Source organism: Ensifer sp. MJa1 (assembly GCF_037026475.1).
GTDB lineage: Bacteria > Pseudomonadota > Alphaproteobacteria > Rhizobiales > Rhizobiaceae > Ensifer.
Genome location: NZ_JAKUMO010000012.1, coordinates 113489 through 133129 on the forward strand (window position 1 = coordinate 113489; position 19641 = coordinate 133129).

A 19641-nucleotide genomic window follows, 5' to 3' on the forward strand; every position below is an offset into this window, starting at 1 on the left:
TGCACACCTTCTCGTTGCCAATCCTTTCTTTTCGCTCAGTTTCACTTGAAGGCGGGTGAAAACGTGCGGTCGCATTTTATGAAAATCGTCGGGATCGCCGCAAACCGACTTCCGCGAGCAAATCAACGGACGCGTTTCGTCTATACTTGCGATATCCCTAAAGTGCGAGCACACTCGCTCAAATAGAAGGACGGGAGGCTCCCCATGCCTAGATCAAGCGAACTGAAACGCGCTGTGCAGGCCCTCTATCGTGCCCGCATTGCCAATGACATTGATACCATCATGGCCCAACTCGATCCAGAATTCAGTTTCCGCATCGCCGCGAGCGGCCGGCTCGGGGCGATCGCCATGGCGGTGAACACACCCGAAAGCGTACGCAGCACGTTCCTGGATCTGATGGACAGTTGGGACCTCAGCGGGATGAAGACAATCGGGACCTATGTCGATGGCGAGACCATCGTCACTCACCGATCCGGAACGATCCGTTTCATTCCATCTGACACCGAAGCCGAAACCGAATTCATCGACAAGTTCACCTTCCGGAACGGTCGAATTATCGATTTCACGGAATTCGTGGATACGTTGTTCGTCGCCGAGACGATCGGCCTGTTAGGCGAACAGGGCGACCATCGCGACGAAACGGCCGACTATTCTCCCTCGACCCTCGACAGGATGAGCCTCTGAACCTCCGGTTCCTGTGAGCGAATGGCATTCATCAGCGCCGCAAGCCGGCCGCGCAGACCGTGGATCTGGTCGAGCAGCCGCATGGCGACGTCGACGCCGTCGTCGTTGACGCCCATCGGTCCGGTCAGATCCAGGATCAGGCGAGCTCGGGCGATGTCTGCCTCTTCGAAGGCCCAGCCTGCTTCCGCTTCTCGGGGCACGAGCCAACGTTGCTCGACCCAGATGCGCAGGACTTTGACCTCGATCTCGAGGTGTTCGCAGAATTCGCGGTCGTTCATGCGTTCCCTCCCAGGTCTTTGCGCGGGTCTTCGGCTTTGCCGGCGGTCCAGCCTTCGACGAAGGCCGAGAGTGCTGGATCGGCGTTCGGCGAAAGCACGATCTTCAAGGTGACATAGGCGTCGCCATGGCCGCCGCCCGACTTGTGCAGCCCCTTGCCCTTCAGTCGTAACGTCTTGCCGGTGTTGGAGTGCGGCGGGATCGTGACATTGACGGCACCGTCGATCGTCGGAACCCGGATCTTGCCGCCGAGCACCGCCTCGCTCAGCGAAATGGGCACGTCATAGCGCACGTCGTCACCGTCAGGCACGAAAAGCGCATGTGGCTGAACCCGGATATCGATCAAGGCGTCACCGGCCGGTGCGCCGTTGAAGCCCGGCTCGCCCTTGCCGCGCAGTCTCAGCGTCTGGCCGTCGCGCGTCCCGGGCGGAATGGTAAGATCGAGCGCCGGGCCGCCACCTGGCAGGCTGATCTGTCTCTTGGCGCCGTTCGCGGCCTCGAGGAACCCGATCTCCATCGAAAAATGCGCGTCACGACCGCGCTGGCGTTGCTGGCCACCACCACGACGCGAGAAGAAGCTGGAGAAGATATCATCGGCCTCGGCAAAGTCGGAAAATCCGTGCGTGTTTTCGTAGCGCCCCGCGGCGTCGCCGCCGGCAGCATAGTCTCGATAGTAGTGTCGGGGCGGGGTCTCGGCACCCGTCTCGTCAATCTCGCCACGATCGTACTTGCCGCGCTTCTCCTCGTCGCCCAACAGCGCATAGGCGGCAGAGACCGCCTTGAAGCGGTCCTCCGCGCCCTTGTCTCCCGGATTGAGATCCGGGTGCAGCTTCTTGGCGAGCTTGCGATAGGCGCTCTGGATCTCTTTCTGTGTCGCATCGCGGCTGACGCCAAGCGTTTCGTATGGGCTCGTCATGCGGTCTCCTTCAGGCCGGAGCGATCGACAGAACCTCATCGCAGCCATCGGCCATCGGCGATTTGCTTCCAATCGCTCGCCTAGGAGCATAGGGCAGATTTGCCACAGCGACAGGGGGCGTGCTCCACCATTTCGCGAAAACGGCGGCTCTGGTACAATCTGTTCCGGAAACAATCGCTCGGGGCTCGTGTACCGCCTCGACGCTTCGGGAGGTCGAAATGTCCGTCCACCTGCAACTCGCGATCATGGTCGGCCTGATGATCAACGCCATTCTGTTCGGAATCGGCATCGTAACGGTGCTATCGGTCCCATTCCTCGCCGACAATGCCAAGTACTCCATCCCGGCCCTGGTCGCGATCTGCTTTTGTATCACGCCGTTCGTTGCCTGGTTCATGGCGCCGCGCCTGCGGCTGAGATACTGGCGGGAACGCGAACTTTCGGAAAAGAATCCGTCGACCTGAGTGGGACGCGCTGTCGGTGAATTCGGCTGACCGGCGATTGTCCTGGCGGCGGCGGTTCGCCGCATGACGCGACCAACTAAAATTGCATCTTCAACGATCAAGCAATTTACTATACCACCATTTCGCTACTTGTTTTCGGGCAGACTCCACCGCAGATTCTTACGAGTCTCAAGGACATAGCCGACATGCAGGCCAGAAAGGGACCGCCTTCATGAGAACGATCGTATTGCTTCTTACGCTCACGACGCTGGCCGCTTGCTCGCAGACCGGTGGTGGCGGTCCGCGCTATGTCGGTGGCGATGGCGACTACTATCAGGGCATCGTCGCGCCAAGGTGAGAACGCGGTTCTGCGCGGACGCAGGCATCATTGAGATGGAAAGCCGTGGCGCAAACAGGCTTTCCTCCAACGTGCGCATCGACGCCGCGCTCAAAGGCGCGCCGTCCATCAAGAATGGCTCGCCGACCATCTCCATCGACCGTCGTCGTCATATTCGATGATCGCCTCGTAAACGTCGAGCCGGCCCTCGGCCCGACCGATATGAATGCAGCCGATCGATTGATCGAACAGCAGACGCATGACCTTGTCCAACATCTCCGGTCCGAGCGTCATTTCGGCGCGATCCAGGATGACGAACCGCGGCGACATGAGGAGAATGCAGGCGAGGGCGAGGAGCTGCTGCTCCCGTAGCGACAGCTCCCTTTCCCAGTCGCGTTCCACGTCGAGCGCGCCTTCGTGGCTCAGCAGCCGACCAAGGCCGAGCTCCTGCAACAGGGCGAGCATCGCAGCATCGGAAATCTCGCCCTCATGGTCCGGGTCGACAAGCAACTGTCGAAGAACACCTTCTGGCAGGTAGGGCCGCTGCGGCAAGAACAGAGTGCCTGCCGGGTACTCGATGCGGCCCGCGCCCGGCGTTGGAATGTGGGCCATTGCCCTGAACAGGGCGAGGCCGGTTGCCGGGCGCGATCCGGTAACCAGCACTCGCGTCGACACCGGAATCGAAACCGAAAGATCATTCAAGAGCGCCGGCTCATCTTGTGTCGGCGAAAGAAGCGTCAGGCCCACAAATGTCACAGGGCCGTCGCGCTCGACGAGTTCAATTTGCGTTTCCCTTGCATGCGACCTTGCGACTTCCTCATGCAATGAACTCAACCGCGAGACCACCGCTGCGAAGTTCGAGATCGAATTAAACTGACGGACGATCAGCGAGAAAGCCCCCACCAGCATCGCAAAGGCGGCGCCGGACTGGGTCACGACGCCAAACTCGATTTCTCCCCGAATGAAGGCGGGTGCGATGATCAGATCCGGGACGAGCTGGATCATCCAGTTGTAGCCACCCGTAAAGAAGCCGAGATTGCGATTGACGCTGATAATCGCCCGGATGTTGGTGATCAACTCGTCCAGCTTGTGGTGCAGTCGCTGCCGCTGCCATCCTTCTGCGTTCGCGAGCATGATGGATTCGGCATTTTCGCGAACATGGATAAGGCCGGAGCGGAAGGTTGCTTCCCGGTCGAGACGGTCATAGTTCAAGGTGATCAGCGGTCGCCCCAGAACGAACGTCATGTACGAGCCACACGCCGCATAGAGAACGGCAACGCCAAAAAGCAGCGGACTTATCGACCAAAGCACGCCGGAAAAGCTCACGACTGTCAGCGTGCTGCTAAACAGCATGATGACAAAGGAGAGCGTTGTGACCGTGAATGCACGCACATCCTCGGAGATGCGCTGATCGGGATGCGTCAGCTTCCCGGTTACGTCGAGGCGGTAGTACGTCTCATCCTCCAGATAGAGATCGACGATCCGCCTGGTCAGGAACTCGCGCCAAAGCAGCGCCAAACGTTCCTCGACAAACCGCGCATAGACACCAACAACGGTGAGGGTGGCGAAAACAGCGACGTAATAGATCGCCTGACGGACGAATTCGCCCATCTGGCGTTCCGCAATCGCAGTCATGAAGTTTCGGCCGACATAGTTATTGACGACGTTGAGAGCACTCAGCCCGCACAAGAGCGCGATCAGGCCGCCAAACGGAAGCTTCGCCCTTAGCCCGACCTCGGAACTGGCAAATATCCTGACGGTGCGCAGGAAGCGCGCCGCCGTATCCCTGAGCGGAGTTTGCTGCTGTTCCATAGCGACCGCCTGATACGGTTCGAATGACCTTCATTTCGCTTCATAGCCAACCGCCTGAAAACCCGGCCCGGCGAAGCCCGGTAACGATGGGCTCGGATCGGCGCATGATGTTCCAGAGCAGGCCGGTGCGATAGTTTTCGACCATCAGCACCACCGGACCCTGATCGATGCCGAAATGATAGGGACTGACCCACCAACCGGTATCGCTGCCGTCCACCGCAAAGGTCTGGTTGAAGGATGGCTTGAAGCCGTAGAGACGGGTCATGCCTAGGCCCATCTGGGCACAATTCCAGATGGTCGGGATGACGATCTCAGGCGCGAAGGGCAGGGATCCGACGACCACCCAGGGCGACACTGTGCCATCGTCTGGGCCGAATGGCGCACCGCGCGCGATATAGTCGAAGAACTCTCTGTCGGTGCCGTCAACATTGCGCTTGATCCAGCCGGGACCGTCACTTGCGGTAAAACCCCAGCAATTTGCGCCATAGCCCTTGAAGTTCAACGGATTACGGATCGCATATTCCTGCTGGACATAGGTCGCATGGCGACTGTTGAGGAAATAGTCGCTGTCGTGCTCGCGCATGAAGTCGTCACGGATGCCGCGAAAGTCGATCCACATGTGCGAGAGCTGGTGGGTGAAGAGCGGTCCCGAATAGAGCAGTTCGCGGCCGTAGATGTTCCGCCAGTCGTAACTTTCCGTGTAGGCGCGGTAGGATTCGGGCGGCAGCGGATGGGTGGGAGAGCCAAGGCCGAGGATATAGAGAAGCAGGCCTTCGTCGTAGCCACGCCAGCGGTACGGGATGAAGCCGCTTTCCGGCCGCCAGCCATGGCTCAGCGTCAGCTCGTGATTGCAGGCCCAGTTCCAGTCCGCGCGCCCATAGAGCGCATTTGCGAGCTGGCGAATTTCTGCTTCCTCGGCATTTTGCTCGTCAAAGTAAGCGGCAACTGTCAGCGCGCCGGCAAACAGAAATGCCGAATCGATCGTCGACAACTCGCATTCCCAGACGCGCTGGCCGGTTTCAATGTCGAGGAAATGATAGAAGAAGCCCTTGTAGCCGGAGGCATCCGGCTCAGGTCCCTGGGGGCATTCGAACAGAAATTTCAGGCGCCGGCGCGCGATCTTGGCGGCAAACTTGCGGATGATGATGCCGCGCTCGACCAGTACCGGGATTGTCGCAAGAGACATGCCGATCGCAGCAATGCTCGAAGGCGCGTCGTCCAGCGTCTTGTCGCGCACCAGCCCGTTATCGGGGTTGGTGCAGTGGAGATAGTAGAGCAGCGTCGTGAACTGGAGCCGAGCGAGATCCTGCTCGGTCGGCATCCGTTTCATTTCGGGATCTGTCGACGGCAATTCCGACATGGCCAGGCAACCGCGGATGTTAAAGAGAGCTTCATTCATCGCAGGCGGCCGAGCCGCTCCCGCTGGAACGGCTCACCGCCCGTTCGGGCAGTCATGGTAAGACGTTCAGCTCCAAGCGGACACGGATGCAGCTAGACATTGTCGCCTTCCGTCGAGGTGCCTGCTTTCGCTTGCTGCGCGCCTTGAACGCCCCATTTCCATCCACTGATCGAGGGCATGTCGTCGCCGTGCTTCTCGATGTACTCCCGATGTTCGATCAGCTTGGCCTGTATCGCCTGCTTGAAATAGGCCGCCCGAGCCCCGAGTTGGGGCAGACGATCGATCACGTCGCCGGCGAGATGAAAGCGATCGAGCTCGTTGAGCACCACCATGTCGAACGGCGTCGTGGTCGTGCCTTCCTCCTTGTAGCCGCGCACATGCAGGTTGTCGTGATTGGTGCGCCGATAGGTCAGGCGATGGATCAGCCAGGGATAGCCGTGGAAGGCGAAGATGATCGGCTTGTCGCGCGTGAAGATGCCATCGAAATCCCTGTCGGATAGCCCGTGCGGATGCTCTTCCGCCGGCTGCAACTTCATCAGGTTGACGACGTTGACGACCCTGACCTTGACCTCGGGCAGGTGCTCGCGCAGCAACTGCACGGCAGCCAGTGTTTCCAGCGTCGGCACGTCACCGCAGCAGGCCATGACCACGTCCGGTTCGCTGTTGGCGTCATTGCTCGCCCAGTCCCAGATGCTGACACCCATGCTGCAATGGCGCACGGCCTGCTCCATCGTCAGCCATTGCGGCCCTGGCTGCTTGCCGGCGACCACGACGTTGACGTAGTTGCGGCTGCGCAGGCAATGGTCGGTCACCGAAAGCAGCGTGTTGGCATCCGGCGGCAGATAGACGCGGACGACTTCTGCCTTCTTGTTGACCACGTGATCGATGAAGCCCGGATCCTGGTGGCTGAAGCCGTTGTGGTCCTGGCGCCAGACATGTGAGCTCAGGAAGTAGTTCAGCGACCCGATCGGCCGGCGCCAGGGGATCTCGTTGCAGACCTTCAGCCACTTGGCATGCTGGTTGAACATGGAGTCTATGATGTGGATGAAGGCTTCGTAGCAGGAGAAGAAGCCATGACGGCCGGTCAAAAGATAACCCTCGAGCCAGCCTTGGCACTGATGCTCGCTCAACACCTCCATGATCCGGCCATCCGGTGAGAGGTGATCGTCCTCCGGATAGATCTCGGCCATATAGCAACGATTGGTGACCTCGAGCACGTCCTGCCAGCGGTTGGAGTTGTTTTCATCCGGGCTGAACAGGCGGAAATTCTTGGCGTCCAGGTTGAGTTTCATCACGTCGCGCAGGAACTTGCCCATGACCCGCGCCGCTTCCACCGTGATTGCTCCCGGGCGAGAAACCTCGACGGCATAGTCGCGGTAGGCCGGCATCTTCAGGTCGCGCAAGAGCAACCCGCCATTGGCATGCGGGTTGTCGCTCATGCGCCGGTGTCCCGACGGAGCCAATGCGGCCAGCTCCGGTTTCAGCCTGCCGTTCTCGCCGAACAGTTCGTCCGGCCGGTAGCTCTTCATCCATTGCTCGAGAATGCGGATGTGCTCGGGCTTGTCCATCTCGCCCATCGGCACCTGGTGCGCGCGCCAGTAGTCCTCGCATTTCTTGCCGTCGATCTCCTTCGGGCACGTCCAGCCCTTCGGCGTGCGGAAGACGATCATCGGCCAGGCCGGCCGTTTCAGATTGCCTTTGACGCGGGCGTCGTCCCAGATCGTCCGGATCTCGGCCATCGCCGTATCAAGGACGCCGGCCAGTTGCTGGTGAACGCTTGCCGGGTCGTGGCCCTCTACGAAATAAGGCTTGTAGCCCATGCCCTCGAAGAACTTCTGCAACTCGTCATGCGGGATGCGCGCGAGGAAGCAGGGATTGGCGATCTTGTAGCCGTTCAAGTGCAGGATCGGCAGCACGCAGCCGTCACGGGCCGGATTGAGGAACTTGTTGCTCTGCCAGCCGGTCGCAAGCGGTCCGGTCTCGGCCTCGCCATCGCCGACCACGCAGGCGACGATCAGATCGGGATTGTCGAAGGCCGCGCCATAGGCGTGGCTCAGCGCATAGCCCAGTTCGCCGCCTTCATGGAAGCTTCCGGGCGTCTCTGGAGCCACATGGCTCGGAATGCCGCCGGGGAAGCTGAACTGCTTGAAGAGCTTCTGCATTCCCTCGGCGTCTTCGGCGATATTCGGGTAGACTTCGCTGTAGGTGCCTTCGAGATAGGCATGCGCCACCAGCGACGGGCCGCCGTGCCCCGGGCCGATCACATAGACCATGTTGAGATCGTCGCGCTTGATCACCCGGTTGAGGTGGACATAGAGCATGTTGAGGCCAGGGGAGGTGCCCCAGTGACCGAGCAGGCGTGGCTTGATGTGTTCGCGCTTCAGCGGTTCGCGCAACAGCGGATTGTCGAGCAGATAGATCTGGCCGACCGAGAGATAGTTGGAGGCCCGCCAGTAGCCGTCCAATAGCCGGAGCTCTTCGGGCGACAGTGGGGCGGAGGATTGCGACTTGCCGGATGCCGTTTCAAGCGAAACCATGTGTTCCTCCCGTCTTTTGGGGCGTTGCTTTCCTCAGCAGTTGCGCGATTTCGAAGGCAGTGGGGTAGGTTAGCGCTCTTGTGGATAGGGTTCTGAATAGTGTTCGACCACGCCCCGCACACCACGAACGCCTTCGGCGAGTATCCGCGCGGCGCGGCGGCAATCGTCGGTCTCCACATTGCCCCAGAGATGCACGATGCCATCCGTCACCGCGACCTTCACATCCAATCCCTCAAGGCCGGTGTTCTCTTCAAGGCGCACAAGGATGCTACGCCGGATCGCGTCATCACCGGCCGCGGTCTCATCCAGCCTTGCGGCCAGGATCGCCTGCAACAGATCGGCGCGGCTAACGATACCAACCAGTGCGCCGTTCCTGAGGACGGGGAGGCGCTTGATGCCGCGTTCCTGCATCAAGGCTGCGACGCGCGCCAGCGGTGCATCCTCGTCGATGGTAACGGGATCGGCTGTCATGGCGTCGCCCACTCTCCAGGAGGATCGGCGTATATAGGCGTGGGCTTTGTCGTCAGCCGCAAGCGACGAATCCGCCAGAGGCCCACCGCCACCAAGTTCGGTCCGCCGGATCAGGTCGCCCTCGCTGATCAGCCCAACGAGACGACCTTCGTCGTCAACGACCGGAAGGCCGCTAACGTGATTGTCAAACATGATCTGGGCTGCCTGTCTGACGCTGTTGTCAGGCGAGAGCCTGACGAGCTTTGTCGTCATTACATCTTTGACGCGCATGTCGACCCAACTCCCGAGAGGACTTTGGTACCGTCATCAGCGGGCGTAAAGTAAACCTATCGAAGCTGTTCGGCAACCGGTTGACCGGTAGCGATTCGGCAAGGAACGATAAAGGGCGGCGACTATCTTGCAGCGGTCATTCCCCACCTAAAATTGTGATATCAGCTCCCGACCGGACCATCCATTTGAAAGTCGCCCCAGACCTGGCATGGCTCGGACATGTTTGCGGTGACATACTTCGACAGGGGCGAGCCCCCCTGAGCTGTGGCCGCAGTCAGTCTTTCGCTCGAAACGGTTGTGCCGTACCAATGCCGTAGGTCTGCTTCGGGCCGGCGCTCGCCGGGAAGGCGATGCAGGACGCAGACGACTGATGGCAGTGATGTCATAGGGTCAGGCGACAAACAGACTGATCCGGACAGTCAGGTCTCTGTCCCAGTCAATATATCCGCTCACGAATACCTTATCCTTCTGTGGCGCAACCGCTCGGATGTACATGTGGGCGGCGCCGATTCCGGGGAGATTGATGCCGCTCCCATCAGGATTAGGGAACAGCTCTGTGATGCTCGCCATGACGATGCTGTCTCTGGTGACCCCGGCGAAGCCGATTTCTACACGCATATTCCAACGCGCCCTGATCACCACAGACCCAGCGGCGCGGAAGGCACCAGAGTCTTCGACGCGCTCGATTTCGACAGGCGGCAGGTCTCTTACTGTTGGAACATCCAAAGAGCTATAGGTTGCTTCGTCCTCGGTGGTTGTCATTGGGGATCTCCAAAGTGTGATGATGCCCAGCCCACAACTGGTACTCATTACGGGTTCTTGTTTGGGTACTCACTTTTCACATTGCGACGGCAAACAGCTGAATTTGTTGGTAAATTTTTCCAGACAATGGTGGAGCCGAAGGGAGGGCAACCTTTCCACCTCTTTTTTCGTTTTGTTTCAAATTGTTGTTGAATTTCAATGGCCATTGGGACTAAGTCTGGGTACTTTTTTGGGTACTCACAGAGGTTTCATGCCAGCGCCATCATCAGCCGACACCAAGTATCTCGAAGCTCATGGCAGCAAATGGCGCGTCGTCATGAACGTACCGAGGAAGCTGCAAGGGAAACTCGGGACGAAACTCAAGCGGCCTCTGGGGACCGATAGCCTCAGCGCAGCCAACCGGCTGAAATGGGAAGTTGTGGCGGAACTAAAGGCGGTTATCCTACAGGCTCAGCGGCCCGACATGTCGAAAGAGGCTGCCTTCGCCAACGCCAGAGTGAAAGCCATGGAGGAAGCGCGGCGACTCTCCTTACAGCGACTGGTTGCGTTCGGCACCGATCAGCGCGAGCGTGTCGATGATGCGATTGAGGACTATGCCGAGGCTCTGGCTGGCGATCCTGTAGAGACTGGGGACCATGGCCACCCCGTCTACGAGACTGAGCGCGACACGCTTGCTATGGAGTTTCTCGCCGTGGCGAAGGGAAAGAGGACGCCGATCGATTTCCACCATTCGAAATACATGTCGGCGTCTCAGGTGAAGGCCCGAACAGCCGCCGACGACAAACGGGCCCTCAAGTATCTGAAGGACTGGTGCGAGGCGAATGGTGTGCCCCCGTACCTTCAGGCCATCTCGAAACGGGAGGCTGTCCGGTTTTGTGACGATCTTCCCGGCCTCGTTGGCAAGTCGCACCCTGCAACGCTGAACAAGTACATTGGTCGCCTCTCCGTATACTGGGGCTGGCTGGAAGGACGACATGAGGTCGACGCCAACATATGGCGAGGCCGTAGATTTAAGATGCCGCTACAGACGACGGACGAGAGGGAACGCCCGTTCACTGACGGGGAGATGCGGAAGTTGCTCTTGGGGCCAGCGACCGAAGCCATGCATGACGTTATGCGAATTGGGGCGCTAACCGGCGCAAGGCTGGACGCCATTGTTTGCCTCAAGGTGAAAGACTGCCAGAACGACACCTTCACCTTCAAGCCCCAGAAGAAGGAACCGGGGCGTCGCCTTTGCCCGATCCATCCTGATTTGGCATTGATCATTGCTCGGAGGTCTGAAGGCAAACAAGACATGGACGACATCTTTCCCGAATGGCCCGGACCGAAGAAACTCGACTCGCTGCGGGAGCGCTCATTCAAGACATCGAACCAGTTCACCGACTACCGACGAGACGTTGGCGTGGACGATCAGAGGGAAGGGAAGCGTCGGAGCCTCGTTAACTTCCATTCGTTTCGCCGATGGTTCGCGACCAAAGCAGAACAGGCGGGACAGCCAGAGAACATTATCGCCGCCGTCATCGGGCATAAGCGCAATGGCATCACTCTCGGCGTCTATTCCGCTGGACCGGCATTGGAACAGGCCCGCCAGTGTGTCGAGGCCGTGAAGCTGCCAGATTTGACCGAACGTCAACCTTGAGCGAGCCGGTCCTCACTGATGATCAATTGGGAGGGGGTGGACATGCGCAGGGGGTCTTCAGACGGCATCGAGGCCCAGACGGGGAATGTGGGGCTCGGGAGGGCGCATGTCCACCCATCATTAGAATATGCTAAAGCAGCCAGCTTCTCAACGCTCATCACCTACACATATTGGGTTAGTCGCCCGGACTATGCATGTGTCAAAAAGAAGACCCGGACCATCTGGGGATGTCCGAGCCTTCAAGTGAAGCCATTGTGAAGGATGGAGCGGACCCGCAACGAAGGCTCTTCAGGAAGCCCAGCTCTGGGGAGAGCGGTGGGAGTCGCATGTCCGTCCCATACGCTTACCCTACCTCTCCATTCTGATGTCGCAAATCCCCCATCGTCTAACTATGTCGGGTTAGCTCTGCGCGTTCACTCGAAATATTCGGTAGAAATTTCTCTGCCACCCAATCAGATCAGCGGCTCAGGCAGGTTTCCCCCCTGGCCCCCTCCCGATCTATTGCACGGGCGACGATGCCCGGGCGTTTCGAGGGTGTTCGGCTCCCGGGCGTCGAACTCGGGGCGAGGCGCTGGCTCATCGACAGGAGGCCCCTCGGTTCCTCAGTGCCTTGCCCCAGTTGCGTGGCATGATCCTCCCGCGACATGTCGAAGGGGCTCCTGCGGCGTCTACTGATTTCATTGTAATTTACATTCACAACGAACGTTGACATTAGATAATCACCCTGACATGCCCCTTCCAACACAGGAGATCAGGCCATGAAGCAGTATGTCATCTACACCCGAGTAAGCACCGAAGACCAAGGCCGCAGCGGCCACGGGCTTGAAGCTCAGAAGCGGGACATCGCCATCTTCCTCGACAAGTTCTCCGACATCCCCTTCGAGATCATCGGCGAGTTCCGTGACGTGTAGTCGGGAGCGGATAACGAACGCCCTGAGTTGACCAAGGCGCTGGACCTTGTGCGCAAGACCGGGGCCGAGCTGCTGGTCGCCAAGCTGGACCGCCTGAGCCGCAAGGTCTCGTTCATTGCCGCTCTGATGGACGACAAGCGGGTGAAGCTCAGGGTCGCCCAGATGCCTCAAGCGGACAAGTTCCAGCTTCATATCTATGCAGCCCTTGCCGAGCAGGAGCGGACGTTCATCTCGGAGCGGACCAAGGCGGCGCTCAAGGCGGCGAAACTGCGCCACCAAACCGAGCGAGAGAAAGACCCAACCTTCTCCAAGCGGATCGGTGGTCTCCGCGACAAGACGATGAAGCGCAACGAGGCGATCCAGCAGAAGGCCGATGCCGAAGCGGCCAAGGTCATGAAGATCGTCGGCCCGTTAAGGGCTGCGGGGCAGACCCTGAGCGCCATAGCCGAGACACTGGACAGCATGAGCATCCCGACATCCAGAGGCGGCAAGTGGACGCCGACGCAAGTGTCGAGGGTCTTGGATCGGGCCTCAGCCCAGTCGTCATAGCGGATGGCCGTATTCTGCTGCGGTAGCGGCATTCCAGAGGCGACAGAGTCTCCCGGCCACTACCACAGCCAAAACCGCAGAACGCGCTCAGAAGGCCGCTACGGCGCCATGAAGCGGGGTCGAATAGGGACAACAGGAGCGATTTCATTTCGATCTCGCACCGCCTCACACATCCCATCGACCTCGCCGAAAGAAACCGCCACCATGACACCGACCAGCAATGCCAAGCAATCACGACCAGTCCGCTACTTCGCGGTGACGTACTTCGACGGGGCCGAGACCCTGAGCGGGGGCCGTCAGTCCGTCTTCCGTTCGAAACTTCTGTGTCGCGCCAAGCGGATCGCCCGATCAAACATGCCACCCGATGCCGACCGGATGGAGCTTGTCGAGATCAACGGGGCAGACTTCGAGGAGCGCCGGGAAGCCCGACGACAGCGCTCTGGCGAATTGGGGCAACAGTAGGTCTACCCCGGGTTCCTCTATAGTTATAACTTAGGTATCCACCCAGATGGACTGGGGTTCCTGACCATAGCTCCCGAGAGAGGAGGAGGTGTCATCACCACTCCTTCCCATGACCAGAGCCCCCACCGCAGTGAACCACGGTCCACACCTGCGGCATTGCCTTGGGCTGTCCTGAGGCTCCCTCTCGCAGGTGGTCCACCGTGGCATCCACGCAAGAGCATTCCACCGTCCACACCGAGGCTGTGAACCGGAATGAGGAGGATCAGCGATCCCCTTCCAGTCAGTAGGCAGCCTGAGGTCGACGGGAGCTGCACTCGGTGTCCGCCTCAGCGAGACGCATAAAGATTTCGGTTCGGGTGAGCCTCTCGCCCTTCATCAAGTCGAGGATACGAAGGGCAATCCGGTGGCCCTCCCTGCTGTTGGCCTCGATGCGCCGTCGGGCACACCAGTCATCGAGCGCTTGACGCATCACGAAGACATCGTTTGGGTGATAGGCTTTCGGGTCGAGCATCGTTGAACCCCTCCCAAGGAACTCCGAACTTAGCAGCATAGCTGGCACGAGAATTCATTTCACACGAACTCTTCGTACGCAACCGTATCAACCAGAAGTGAACCAAGGTCTGCACCTGCAGCATTGCCTTCGGCTTTGCTGAGGCCCTCTCTCGCAAGTGATGTCAACCGGAGTTGCGCCGTCGTCTTCACCCAGGGCGATCTGTGACAGCTGCAGACAAGGCTTCCAGCCCGTCATGTCGAAAGCGGCCTCACGGTCGATCTCACCTCCCACCGGAACCGTAGCACCACCAAGGGGCCGATCTCCCCGTTGTGTCGGAAGCTCGTTGACCCTGGGCATGACCCGAGCGGGAAGGTCCACGTCATCCGCAAGGCCCTCGACAGGGACGGACACATTCCCGTCTTCCAGAGAGTGAAACGAAGTCCGTCCGCCCCCAGAAATATCGGCCATATCCTGACGCGGTAGACGCATTCCAGAGGGGTTAGCGCCTTCGGACGGCACCGGTAGCCAGAAGACCTTGAAGCGCGTCCTTGGCGGGGACCGGCGGTAACACGCTGGCTTCCCTGTCGGGGCAACCCCGCCGCTGGATCAGTTTGTTTTGCCCCTTCGCGTCTACATCGGTGTCTTTTGCACGGGCTCTCAGTCGTGGCCATCGAGGCTCACCGACTAATGTTCCGAGTGTCTCCACACCTTGAACGCCGAGACAACGAGGATCACTGCCAGAAGCGGCAGCAGAACCGCGCTCGGGATCACACCGAGTAGTCGGCCACCGATGAACGTACCGACGATTGACCCAAGCGCCATCACCAAGACAAACCGCGAGTTCTTCCTGAGTACCACGAAGCTCTGGTCCCTGCTGTAACGAGCGAACCCCACGAGCATGGTTGGGAGGCTCACTGCCAGAGACAGGCTACCGGCCAACTTGATGTCGGCACCGAAGAGCAGGATCAAGGTGGGGATCAGCAGCTCGCCACCCGCTACCCCGAGGAGTGACGCCACGACCCCAATCGCAAACCCTGCGACCACTCCGGCTACCATCTGTTGCCAGCCGATGAAGAGAGGCGCTCCTCCGGCATCACCACCGTGACCGAGGATCAGAACGAGGGCGATCACGAGGAGCAACACAGCGATGACCCGGTGAAGTGTCGCTGCCTTGAGACGAAGCGCCCAGTCAGCTCCAAACCAAGCACCGAGAAGGCTACCTGCCAAGAGGTTCACCACGATCGGCCAATGAGAAGCGACCTCGGACAGTGGAACCGTCCCAGCTCGGAACGGAAGCGCAGTCGCCACCACCACCAAGCTCATCGCCTTGTTCAGAATGACAGCCTCCAGAGCAGCAAACCGGAACAGTCCAATCAGCAACGGGAGCCTGAACTCTGCCCCGCCGAGACCAATGAGCCCCCCAAGAGCGCCGATGGTCATGCCACCCGCAAAACCAGCGGCCTTGTTGTCGCGCATTCCAATCTCCTGAGAGGTTGCTGGGGGATATAGCCGCGCGAACATAACGAAGAACAACCGCCCATGCCAAGCGCAAGAAGGGTCCCATTTATTATGATCGATGCGAATGACTTTCAGCGTCAGGTCGAACTGGAGATCGATCCTTCGAAGTGGGTGCAGCGCCGACCACGGTCATCCAACAGCAGTCAAGCCCGTCCTCGGGCGGAGCCCTGCGGGGTGGCGGGATGTTCTCCAACATCGTCGGCACGATGATCGGCATGGGTGCCTACAACTGGCTCTTCGGGGATGACGAGAAAGAGCAGCCTCAGGTTCCCGCCGTAGCTCCGGTCCCGACGCCCAGCCCTGCGTCGAACCCGCTGGTCGCCCCGACCGCAGCCGTCCAGTCGAACTGAGGAGAGTGCCAATGACGAACGTTTCTCTCTTCAGGTTTGGGGATCACGAAGTCCGCACGGCGAAGATCGAAGGTGCGCCTTGGTTCGTGGCGGCTGATGTCTGCCTGTCCATCGGCTACTCGGTTAAGGCGGACGGAAGCGTGAACGTCTACAACGCCCTACGGACCCTCGGGGCTGACGAAGTTATCACTGCTCGGATCAGCGGTAACCGAGGGACTGGATCGAAGTTCGTCTCCGAGAGCGGCCTCTACAGGCTGGTCATGCGGTCCAACAAGCCGGATGCCAAGGACTTCCAGAACTGGGTGACCAAGGTTGTCCTCCCGGCGATCCGCAAGGACGGCGGCTACATCCACGGCGAGGAGCATGTTGTCTCCGAACGCCACGTGGCTGGGGCGATGACCGAGGACGAGCTTGTGTTCAAGGCCATGGAGGTCATGAAGCGCAAGATGGACCGGTTGTCTGCCTTCGTTATCCGTCCGTTCTCTTTCTGTATTCCGTCATATTAGTCTTTAGTAATTGATAAATTCTTCAATCCACAATTGCTATAACGATCCGGGGACGGTCAGCTTCACTCAAGACCGAGGACCTACATTCTGCTTCTAAGCATCTGAAATACATCTGTTTTGCTGTATGGAAGAGAGGGAGGCGCAACTTGAAGTACGTATTCGAGATCATCGACAGCGAGGGTGACAAACGCGTTTACGTCGCAACGCATTGGCATAAACGGGCCGACGGCATGATCCTTAGCCATCGCGGCTCCAAGTTCTCCATCCGGTTCTGTGACATTTCCGACTGGCTGATCCTCGATGAGCCGGAAGACGCCGAAATCTCAATGCACTGAGGCTGGCTTGGGCTGAACCCCCAGCTTTTCCAGCGCGTCGAATTGTTCCCACTGGTGCAACTATTCGCACCTTAGCGATTGCCACCTCCTTCGCCTGTCGCCTACGCAGCAGGGCGTTGCGGTCCGGGAACTGCCGTGTAGAGATAGTTGCACTGGTGGAATGGTTGCCTTAGTGCAATGATTTCATTGAATAATTCTCCCAGACACGGATTGACGGCGACTCACGCACTCCATAGATGCGCCCTCGGGTTTAGGCCCGAGTGATTTGCAATGGAGAATATGAGAATGGACCCGCACGAACTACACCTCGTCATGACCGACAGGACGCGCCCATGGAGCCAAGAGCTTGCCAAGGCTGCGGACTGGAGCGAGTGGCAGGATGCGCCTGTCCCGGCTGGCTACGATACCGTCTTCGGCTTCACCTCGCGTTGGGAGCCTGAGATCATCGGCGACATGGAAGAGCCTCTGGACGCAATGATGAAGGAACAAGAGCGCCTCTTGGATGCCACAGAGAAGAGCGTGAACCGTGTCTATGCCGTTCCGGCACCTACAGCCCTGCGGCGGTTTGGCTTGGAGACCGTCCCGGCGCTCCCCGTCGCTGTTCTTCTGACGGATGCGGTGCGCGGCGGTCACTCGGACGCTACAAACACCTCTGCGATCATCGACCATTACTTCCAGCCAAAGCGGGAATGGCACGACGACATCTAACGGGGCTGATACCATCCGCGCTCTTGGGTACTCACCGTGGGTACTTTCCTGGGTACTCACTTTTCAGGCGCCCACAACAAAGCACTGAATTTGTTATCAAATTAGACACGAAAGAAACGATGGTGGAGCCGAAGGGAGTCGAACCCTCGACCTCCGCAGTGCGATTGCGGCGCTCTCCCAACTGAGCTACGGCCCCATCGAACCGAATGATGAAGAAATCTGTTGCCGTTGCAAGTGGCAAGTCACGCACCACGGATCGGACCGGCAATGCCGCCAACAGCAACTCGGTTTCACAGCCGCTTCTTCAGGAAGTAACGGGCAATCGCACCTTGGCCGCCTTCAAGTTCGCCGAAGAGTTCGAAACCGAGCTTCTCGTAGAACGGTCGGGCCTGGAACTCGAAGGTGTCGAGCCACAGGCCAACATAGCCGCGCTGTCGCGCAATCGTCTCCGCCTCTTCGATCAACCGCCGGCCAAGGCCCTGGCCGCGATACTGCTGCGGGATCGCGAGGTAACGGATGAAGGCCCAGCCGTAGCCGTCAGTTGCATAGAGCCCGCCGATCGCCGCCTGCGTCTCGGGATCGCGAAGGACAATGGCAAAACCGGGCAGGCCAACCATTCCGCTGTGGGCGTCATTGTAGGCATCCAGCGTTGAGACTATGCCGCGCAGGTCATCTCTGCTGGGGTCGGTGAGAATGATGTCGAGAACAGGGACAGGCATGCTGGGACCTTTGTTGATGTCCGGCCGGTGCCAGGGTTTCGGGCCGTCTGATTGGGGTCTGCGTAAGCGAACGTTGACACGCGGTCGCGCACCAACCCGTCGCGCACCAACCGGTCGTGCAGCACACCCGGCCGCCCACGTTCATGTCCTGGTCGCGACAGACAAGGCACCATCTGGGCGTGCGACTGTATGTTACAGTAGGCCACGCCTCGAACGGCGCGGAAGCATTGTCGAACCATGCTGACGGGACTAGGCTGACGCCCGATGATGGCGTTAGCCGAACTTCGTTGGAGTTCCGGTTGCGCAAGGCATGGAATGACTGAGGTGCCACTAGGTCAATGATGGCCGGGCCAATGTCCAGCATTTCCTGGTCCCCATGTGAACTGGACGCCTGCCGGCTCCGCAATTCCCTAGAAAAACCTCTCCGTGGACCGGCGAGTGGAGGAGGAATAGCAATGGCTCAGACGATGAAGGCAGCTGTCGTTCGGCAGTTCCGCGCTCCCCTGACGATCGAGGAAATGGCGGTGCCGACGCCCCAGCCCGGGCAGATCCTCGTCAAATATGAAGCAACGGGCGTGTGCCATACAGACCTGCACGCGGCAAGCGGAGACTGGCCCGTGAAGCCCAGCCCGCCGTTCATTCCGGGGCATGAGGGTGTCGGCTACGTCGCTGCGGTGGGCGCTGGCGTCAAACGCGTGAAAGAGGGTGATCGGGTCGGCGTTCCCTGGCTTCATAGCGCGTGCGGCTACTGCCCGCATTGCCGCACCGGTTGGGAAACGCTGTGCGCATCGCAGTCGAATACCGGGTATTCGGTCAACGGAACGTTTGCCGAGTATGGGCTGGCCGATCCTGACTTCGTCGGCAACCTGCCGGGCGGGCTCGACTTCGGTCCGGCCGCGCCGGTCTTGTGCGCGGGCGTAACCGTCTACAAGGGCTTGAAGGAAACGGAAGTGCGCCCCGGCGAATGGGTTGCCATCTCCGGGATCGGGGGGCTTGGCCACATGGCCGTGCAGTATGCGAAGGCGATGGGCATGCACGTCGTTGCCGCCGATATCTTCGACGACAAGTTGGCATTGGCAAAGCAACTGGGCGCCGACTTGACTGTGAACGGCAAGGCGAAGGATGCGGTAGAGCAGGTAACGAAGGCGACCGGCGGCGTGCATGGCGCGCTCGTCACGGCAGTTTCGCCTGCCGCAATGGAACAGGCGTTCGGGTTCCTGCGGTCAAAGGGAACAATGGCGCTTGTCGGCCTGCCTCCCGGGATGATCTCCGTGCCGGTGTTTGAAACGGTCCTCAAACGCATCACGGTGCGTGGATCGATCGTCGGCACCCGCCAGGACCTGGAGGAATCGCTGCAGTTTGCCGCAGAGGGCAAGGTGGCGCCACATTTCTCTTGGGACAGCCTTGAGAACATCAATGAGATCTTCCACCGGATGGAGGCCGGGAAGATCGACGGTCGCATCGTCCTGCGTCTGCAATAGCCGGCCCGTGCGCCTCGGCTGATAGCAAACCCGCTTTCCCTTCGACGCGGAGAACGGTGCCGCATC

20 protein-coding genes, 1 tRNA gene and 1 pseudogene are annotated in these 19641 nt (G+C 59.7%); 11 read left to right on the forward strand and 11 right to left on the reverse strand.

The genetic code is table 11. The features are described 5' to 3' along the window. Positions 1-204: 204 nt before the first annotated feature. Positions 205-684: a nuclear transport factor 2 family protein gene (locus MKZ91_RS17515; protein WP_336172343.1), complete on the forward strand. Its 480-nt coding sequence runs from the start codon at positions 205-207 to the stop codon at positions 682-684. Here MKZ91_RS17515 and MKZ91_RS17520 read toward each other — a convergent pair. Together MKZ91_RS17520 and MKZ91_RS17525 are read right to left on the reverse strand one after the other, a co-directional pair. Further along, on the reverse strand, positions 648-962 hold the full coding sequence (locus MKZ91_RS17520) for a chaperone modulator CbpM (RefSeq protein ID WP_336172344.1): 315 nt from the start codon (positions 960-962) through the stop codon (positions 648-650). The genes MKZ91_RS17515 and MKZ91_RS17520 overlap by 37 nt on opposite strands. Further along, the gene (locus tag MKZ91_RS17525; RefSeq protein WP_336172345.1) at positions 959-1876 is read right to left on the reverse strand and encodes a J domain-containing protein; all 918 of its coding nucleotides are present in this window, start codon (positions 1874-1876) and stop codon (positions 959-961) included. Before MKZ91_RS17525 ends, MKZ91_RS17520 begins: the two co-directional genes overlap by 4 nt. Positions 1877-2094: 218 nt before the next feature. On the opposite strand from MKZ91_RS17525, the gene MKZ91_RS17530 reads away from it, so the two are divergent. After that, the gene (locus tag MKZ91_RS17530) at positions 2095-2337 is read left to right on the forward strand and encodes a hypothetical protein (protein WP_336172346.1); all 243 of its coding nucleotides are present in this window, start codon (positions 2095-2097) and stop codon (positions 2335-2337) included. A 211-nt stretch (positions 2338-2548) separates the two neighbouring features. Continuing rightward, positions 2549-2674, forward strand: a complete 126-nt coding sequence (locus MKZ91_RS17535) for a hypothetical protein (protein WP_336172347.1) — start codon at positions 2549-2551, stop codon at positions 2672-2674. A 108-nt stretch (positions 2675-2782) separates the two neighbouring features. On the opposite strand, the gene MKZ91_RS17540 is transcribed toward MKZ91_RS17535, so the two are convergent. The 5 genes from MKZ91_RS17540 to MKZ91_RS17560 all read right to left on the reverse strand — a co-directional run bounded on the left by MKZ91_RS17540 (position 2783) and on the right by MKZ91_RS17560 (position 9904). Further along, positions 2783-4465, reverse strand: a complete 1683-nt coding sequence (locus tag MKZ91_RS17540; protein WP_336172348.1) for an ABC transporter ATP-binding protein/permease — start codon at positions 4463-4465, stop codon at positions 2783-2785. A 40-nt stretch (positions 4466-4505) separates the two neighbouring features. Continuing rightward, positions 4506-5825, reverse strand: a complete 1320-nt coding sequence (locus MKZ91_RS17545; RefSeq protein ID WP_336172349.1) for a glucoamylase family protein — start codon at positions 5823-5825, stop codon at positions 4506-4508. A 131-nt stretch (positions 5826-5956) separates the two neighbouring features. Then, the gene (locus MKZ91_RS17550; RefSeq protein ID WP_336172350.1) at positions 5957-8401 is read right to left on the reverse strand and encodes a phosphoketolase family protein; all 2445 of its coding nucleotides are present in this window, start codon (positions 8399-8401) and stop codon (positions 5957-5959) included. A 69-nt stretch (positions 8402-8470) separates the two neighbouring features. Beyond that, positions 8471-9142: a CBS domain-containing protein gene (locus tag MKZ91_RS17555; protein ID WP_336172351.1), complete on the reverse strand. Its 672-nt coding sequence runs from the start codon at positions 9140-9142 to the stop codon at positions 8471-8473. Between the two features lie 390 nt (positions 9143-9532). Further along, entirely contained in the window at positions 9533-9904 is a 372-nt protein-coding gene (locus MKZ91_RS17560) for a hypothetical protein (RefSeq protein ID WP_336172352.1), read from the reverse strand. A gap of 19 nt (positions 9905-9923) precedes the next feature. On the opposite strand from MKZ91_RS17560, the gene MKZ91_RS17565 reads away from it, so the two are divergent. From MKZ91_RS17565 to MKZ91_RS17575, 3 genes and pseudogenes are all read left to right on the forward strand, one after another. Continuing rightward, positions 9924-11543: a DUF6538 domain-containing protein gene (locus tag MKZ91_RS17565; protein ID WP_336172401.1), complete on the forward strand. Its 1620-nt coding sequence runs from the start codon at positions 9924-9926 to the stop codon at positions 11541-11543. Positions 11544-12301: 758 nt separating this feature from the next. Then, positions 12302-13003, forward strand: a pseudogene (locus MKZ91_RS17570) (recombinase family protein). A gap of 204 nt (positions 13004-13207) precedes the next feature. Further along, positions 13208-13465: a hypothetical protein gene (locus MKZ91_RS17575; RefSeq protein ID WP_336172353.1), complete on the forward strand. Its 258-nt coding sequence runs from the start codon at positions 13208-13210 to the stop codon at positions 13463-13465. A gap of 280 nt (positions 13466-13745) precedes the next feature. On the opposite strand, the gene MKZ91_RS17580 is transcribed toward MKZ91_RS17575, so the two are convergent. After that, a complete protein-coding gene (locus MKZ91_RS17580) occupies positions 13746-13976 on the reverse strand; it encodes a hypothetical protein (protein WP_336172354.1) in 231 nt (76 codons plus the stop codon). Positions 13977-14642: 666 nt separating this feature from the next. Then, on the reverse strand, positions 14643-15434 hold the full coding sequence (locus MKZ91_RS17585) for a sulfite exporter TauE/SafE family protein (RefSeq protein WP_336172355.1): 792 nt from the start codon (positions 15432-15434) through the stop codon (positions 14643-14645). A 224-nt stretch (positions 15435-15658) separates the two neighbouring features. Here MKZ91_RS17585 and MKZ91_RS17590 point away from each other — a divergent pair, with 224 nt between their 5' ends. The 4 genes from MKZ91_RS17590 to MKZ91_RS17605 all read left to right on the forward strand — a co-directional run bounded on the left by MKZ91_RS17590 (position 15659) and on the right by MKZ91_RS17605 (position 17375). Continuing rightward, positions 15659-15826 carry a hypothetical protein gene (locus MKZ91_RS17590; RefSeq protein ID WP_336172356.1) on the forward strand — a complete coding sequence of 56 codons (168 nt, stop codon included), beginning with the start codon at positions 15659-15661 and terminating at the stop codon, positions 15824-15826. Between the two features lie 11 nt (positions 15827-15837). Then, a complete protein-coding gene (locus tag MKZ91_RS17595; RefSeq protein ID WP_336172357.1) occupies positions 15838-16332 on the forward strand; it encodes a BRO-N domain-containing protein in 495 nt (164 codons plus the stop codon). A gap of 146 nt (positions 16333-16478) precedes the next feature. Continuing rightward, positions 16479-16667: a hypothetical protein gene (locus tag MKZ91_RS17600; protein ID WP_336172358.1), complete on the forward strand. Its 189-nt coding sequence runs from the start codon at positions 16479-16481 to the stop codon at positions 16665-16667. 285 nt (positions 16668-16952) lie between these two features. Next, positions 16953-17375, forward strand: a complete 423-nt coding sequence (locus MKZ91_RS17605) for a hypothetical protein (protein WP_336172359.1) — start codon at positions 16953-16955, stop codon at positions 17373-17375. Between the two features lie 120 nt (positions 17376-17495). Here the strand turns inward: MKZ91_RS17605 and MKZ91_RS17610 are convergent. Both MKZ91_RS17610 and MKZ91_RS17615 read right to left on the reverse strand, forming a co-directional pair. Then, positions 17496-17571 (reverse strand) — tRNA-Ala (locus MKZ91_RS17610). Between the two features lie 94 nt (positions 17572-17665). After that, positions 17666-18094, reverse strand: coding sequence for a GNAT family N-acetyltransferase (locus tag MKZ91_RS17615; RefSeq protein WP_336172360.1), 429 nt, complete (start codon positions 18092-18094; stop codon positions 17666-17668). A gap of 455 nt (positions 18095-18549) precedes the next feature. Here MKZ91_RS17615 and adhP point away from each other — a divergent pair, with 455 nt between their 5' ends. Then, positions 18550-19575, forward strand: coding sequence for an alcohol dehydrogenase AdhP (gene adhP / locus MKZ91_RS17620; RefSeq protein WP_336172361.1), 1026 nt, complete (start codon positions 18550-18552; stop codon positions 19573-19575). The last annotated feature ends 66 nt before the right edge of the window (positions 19576-19641 follow it).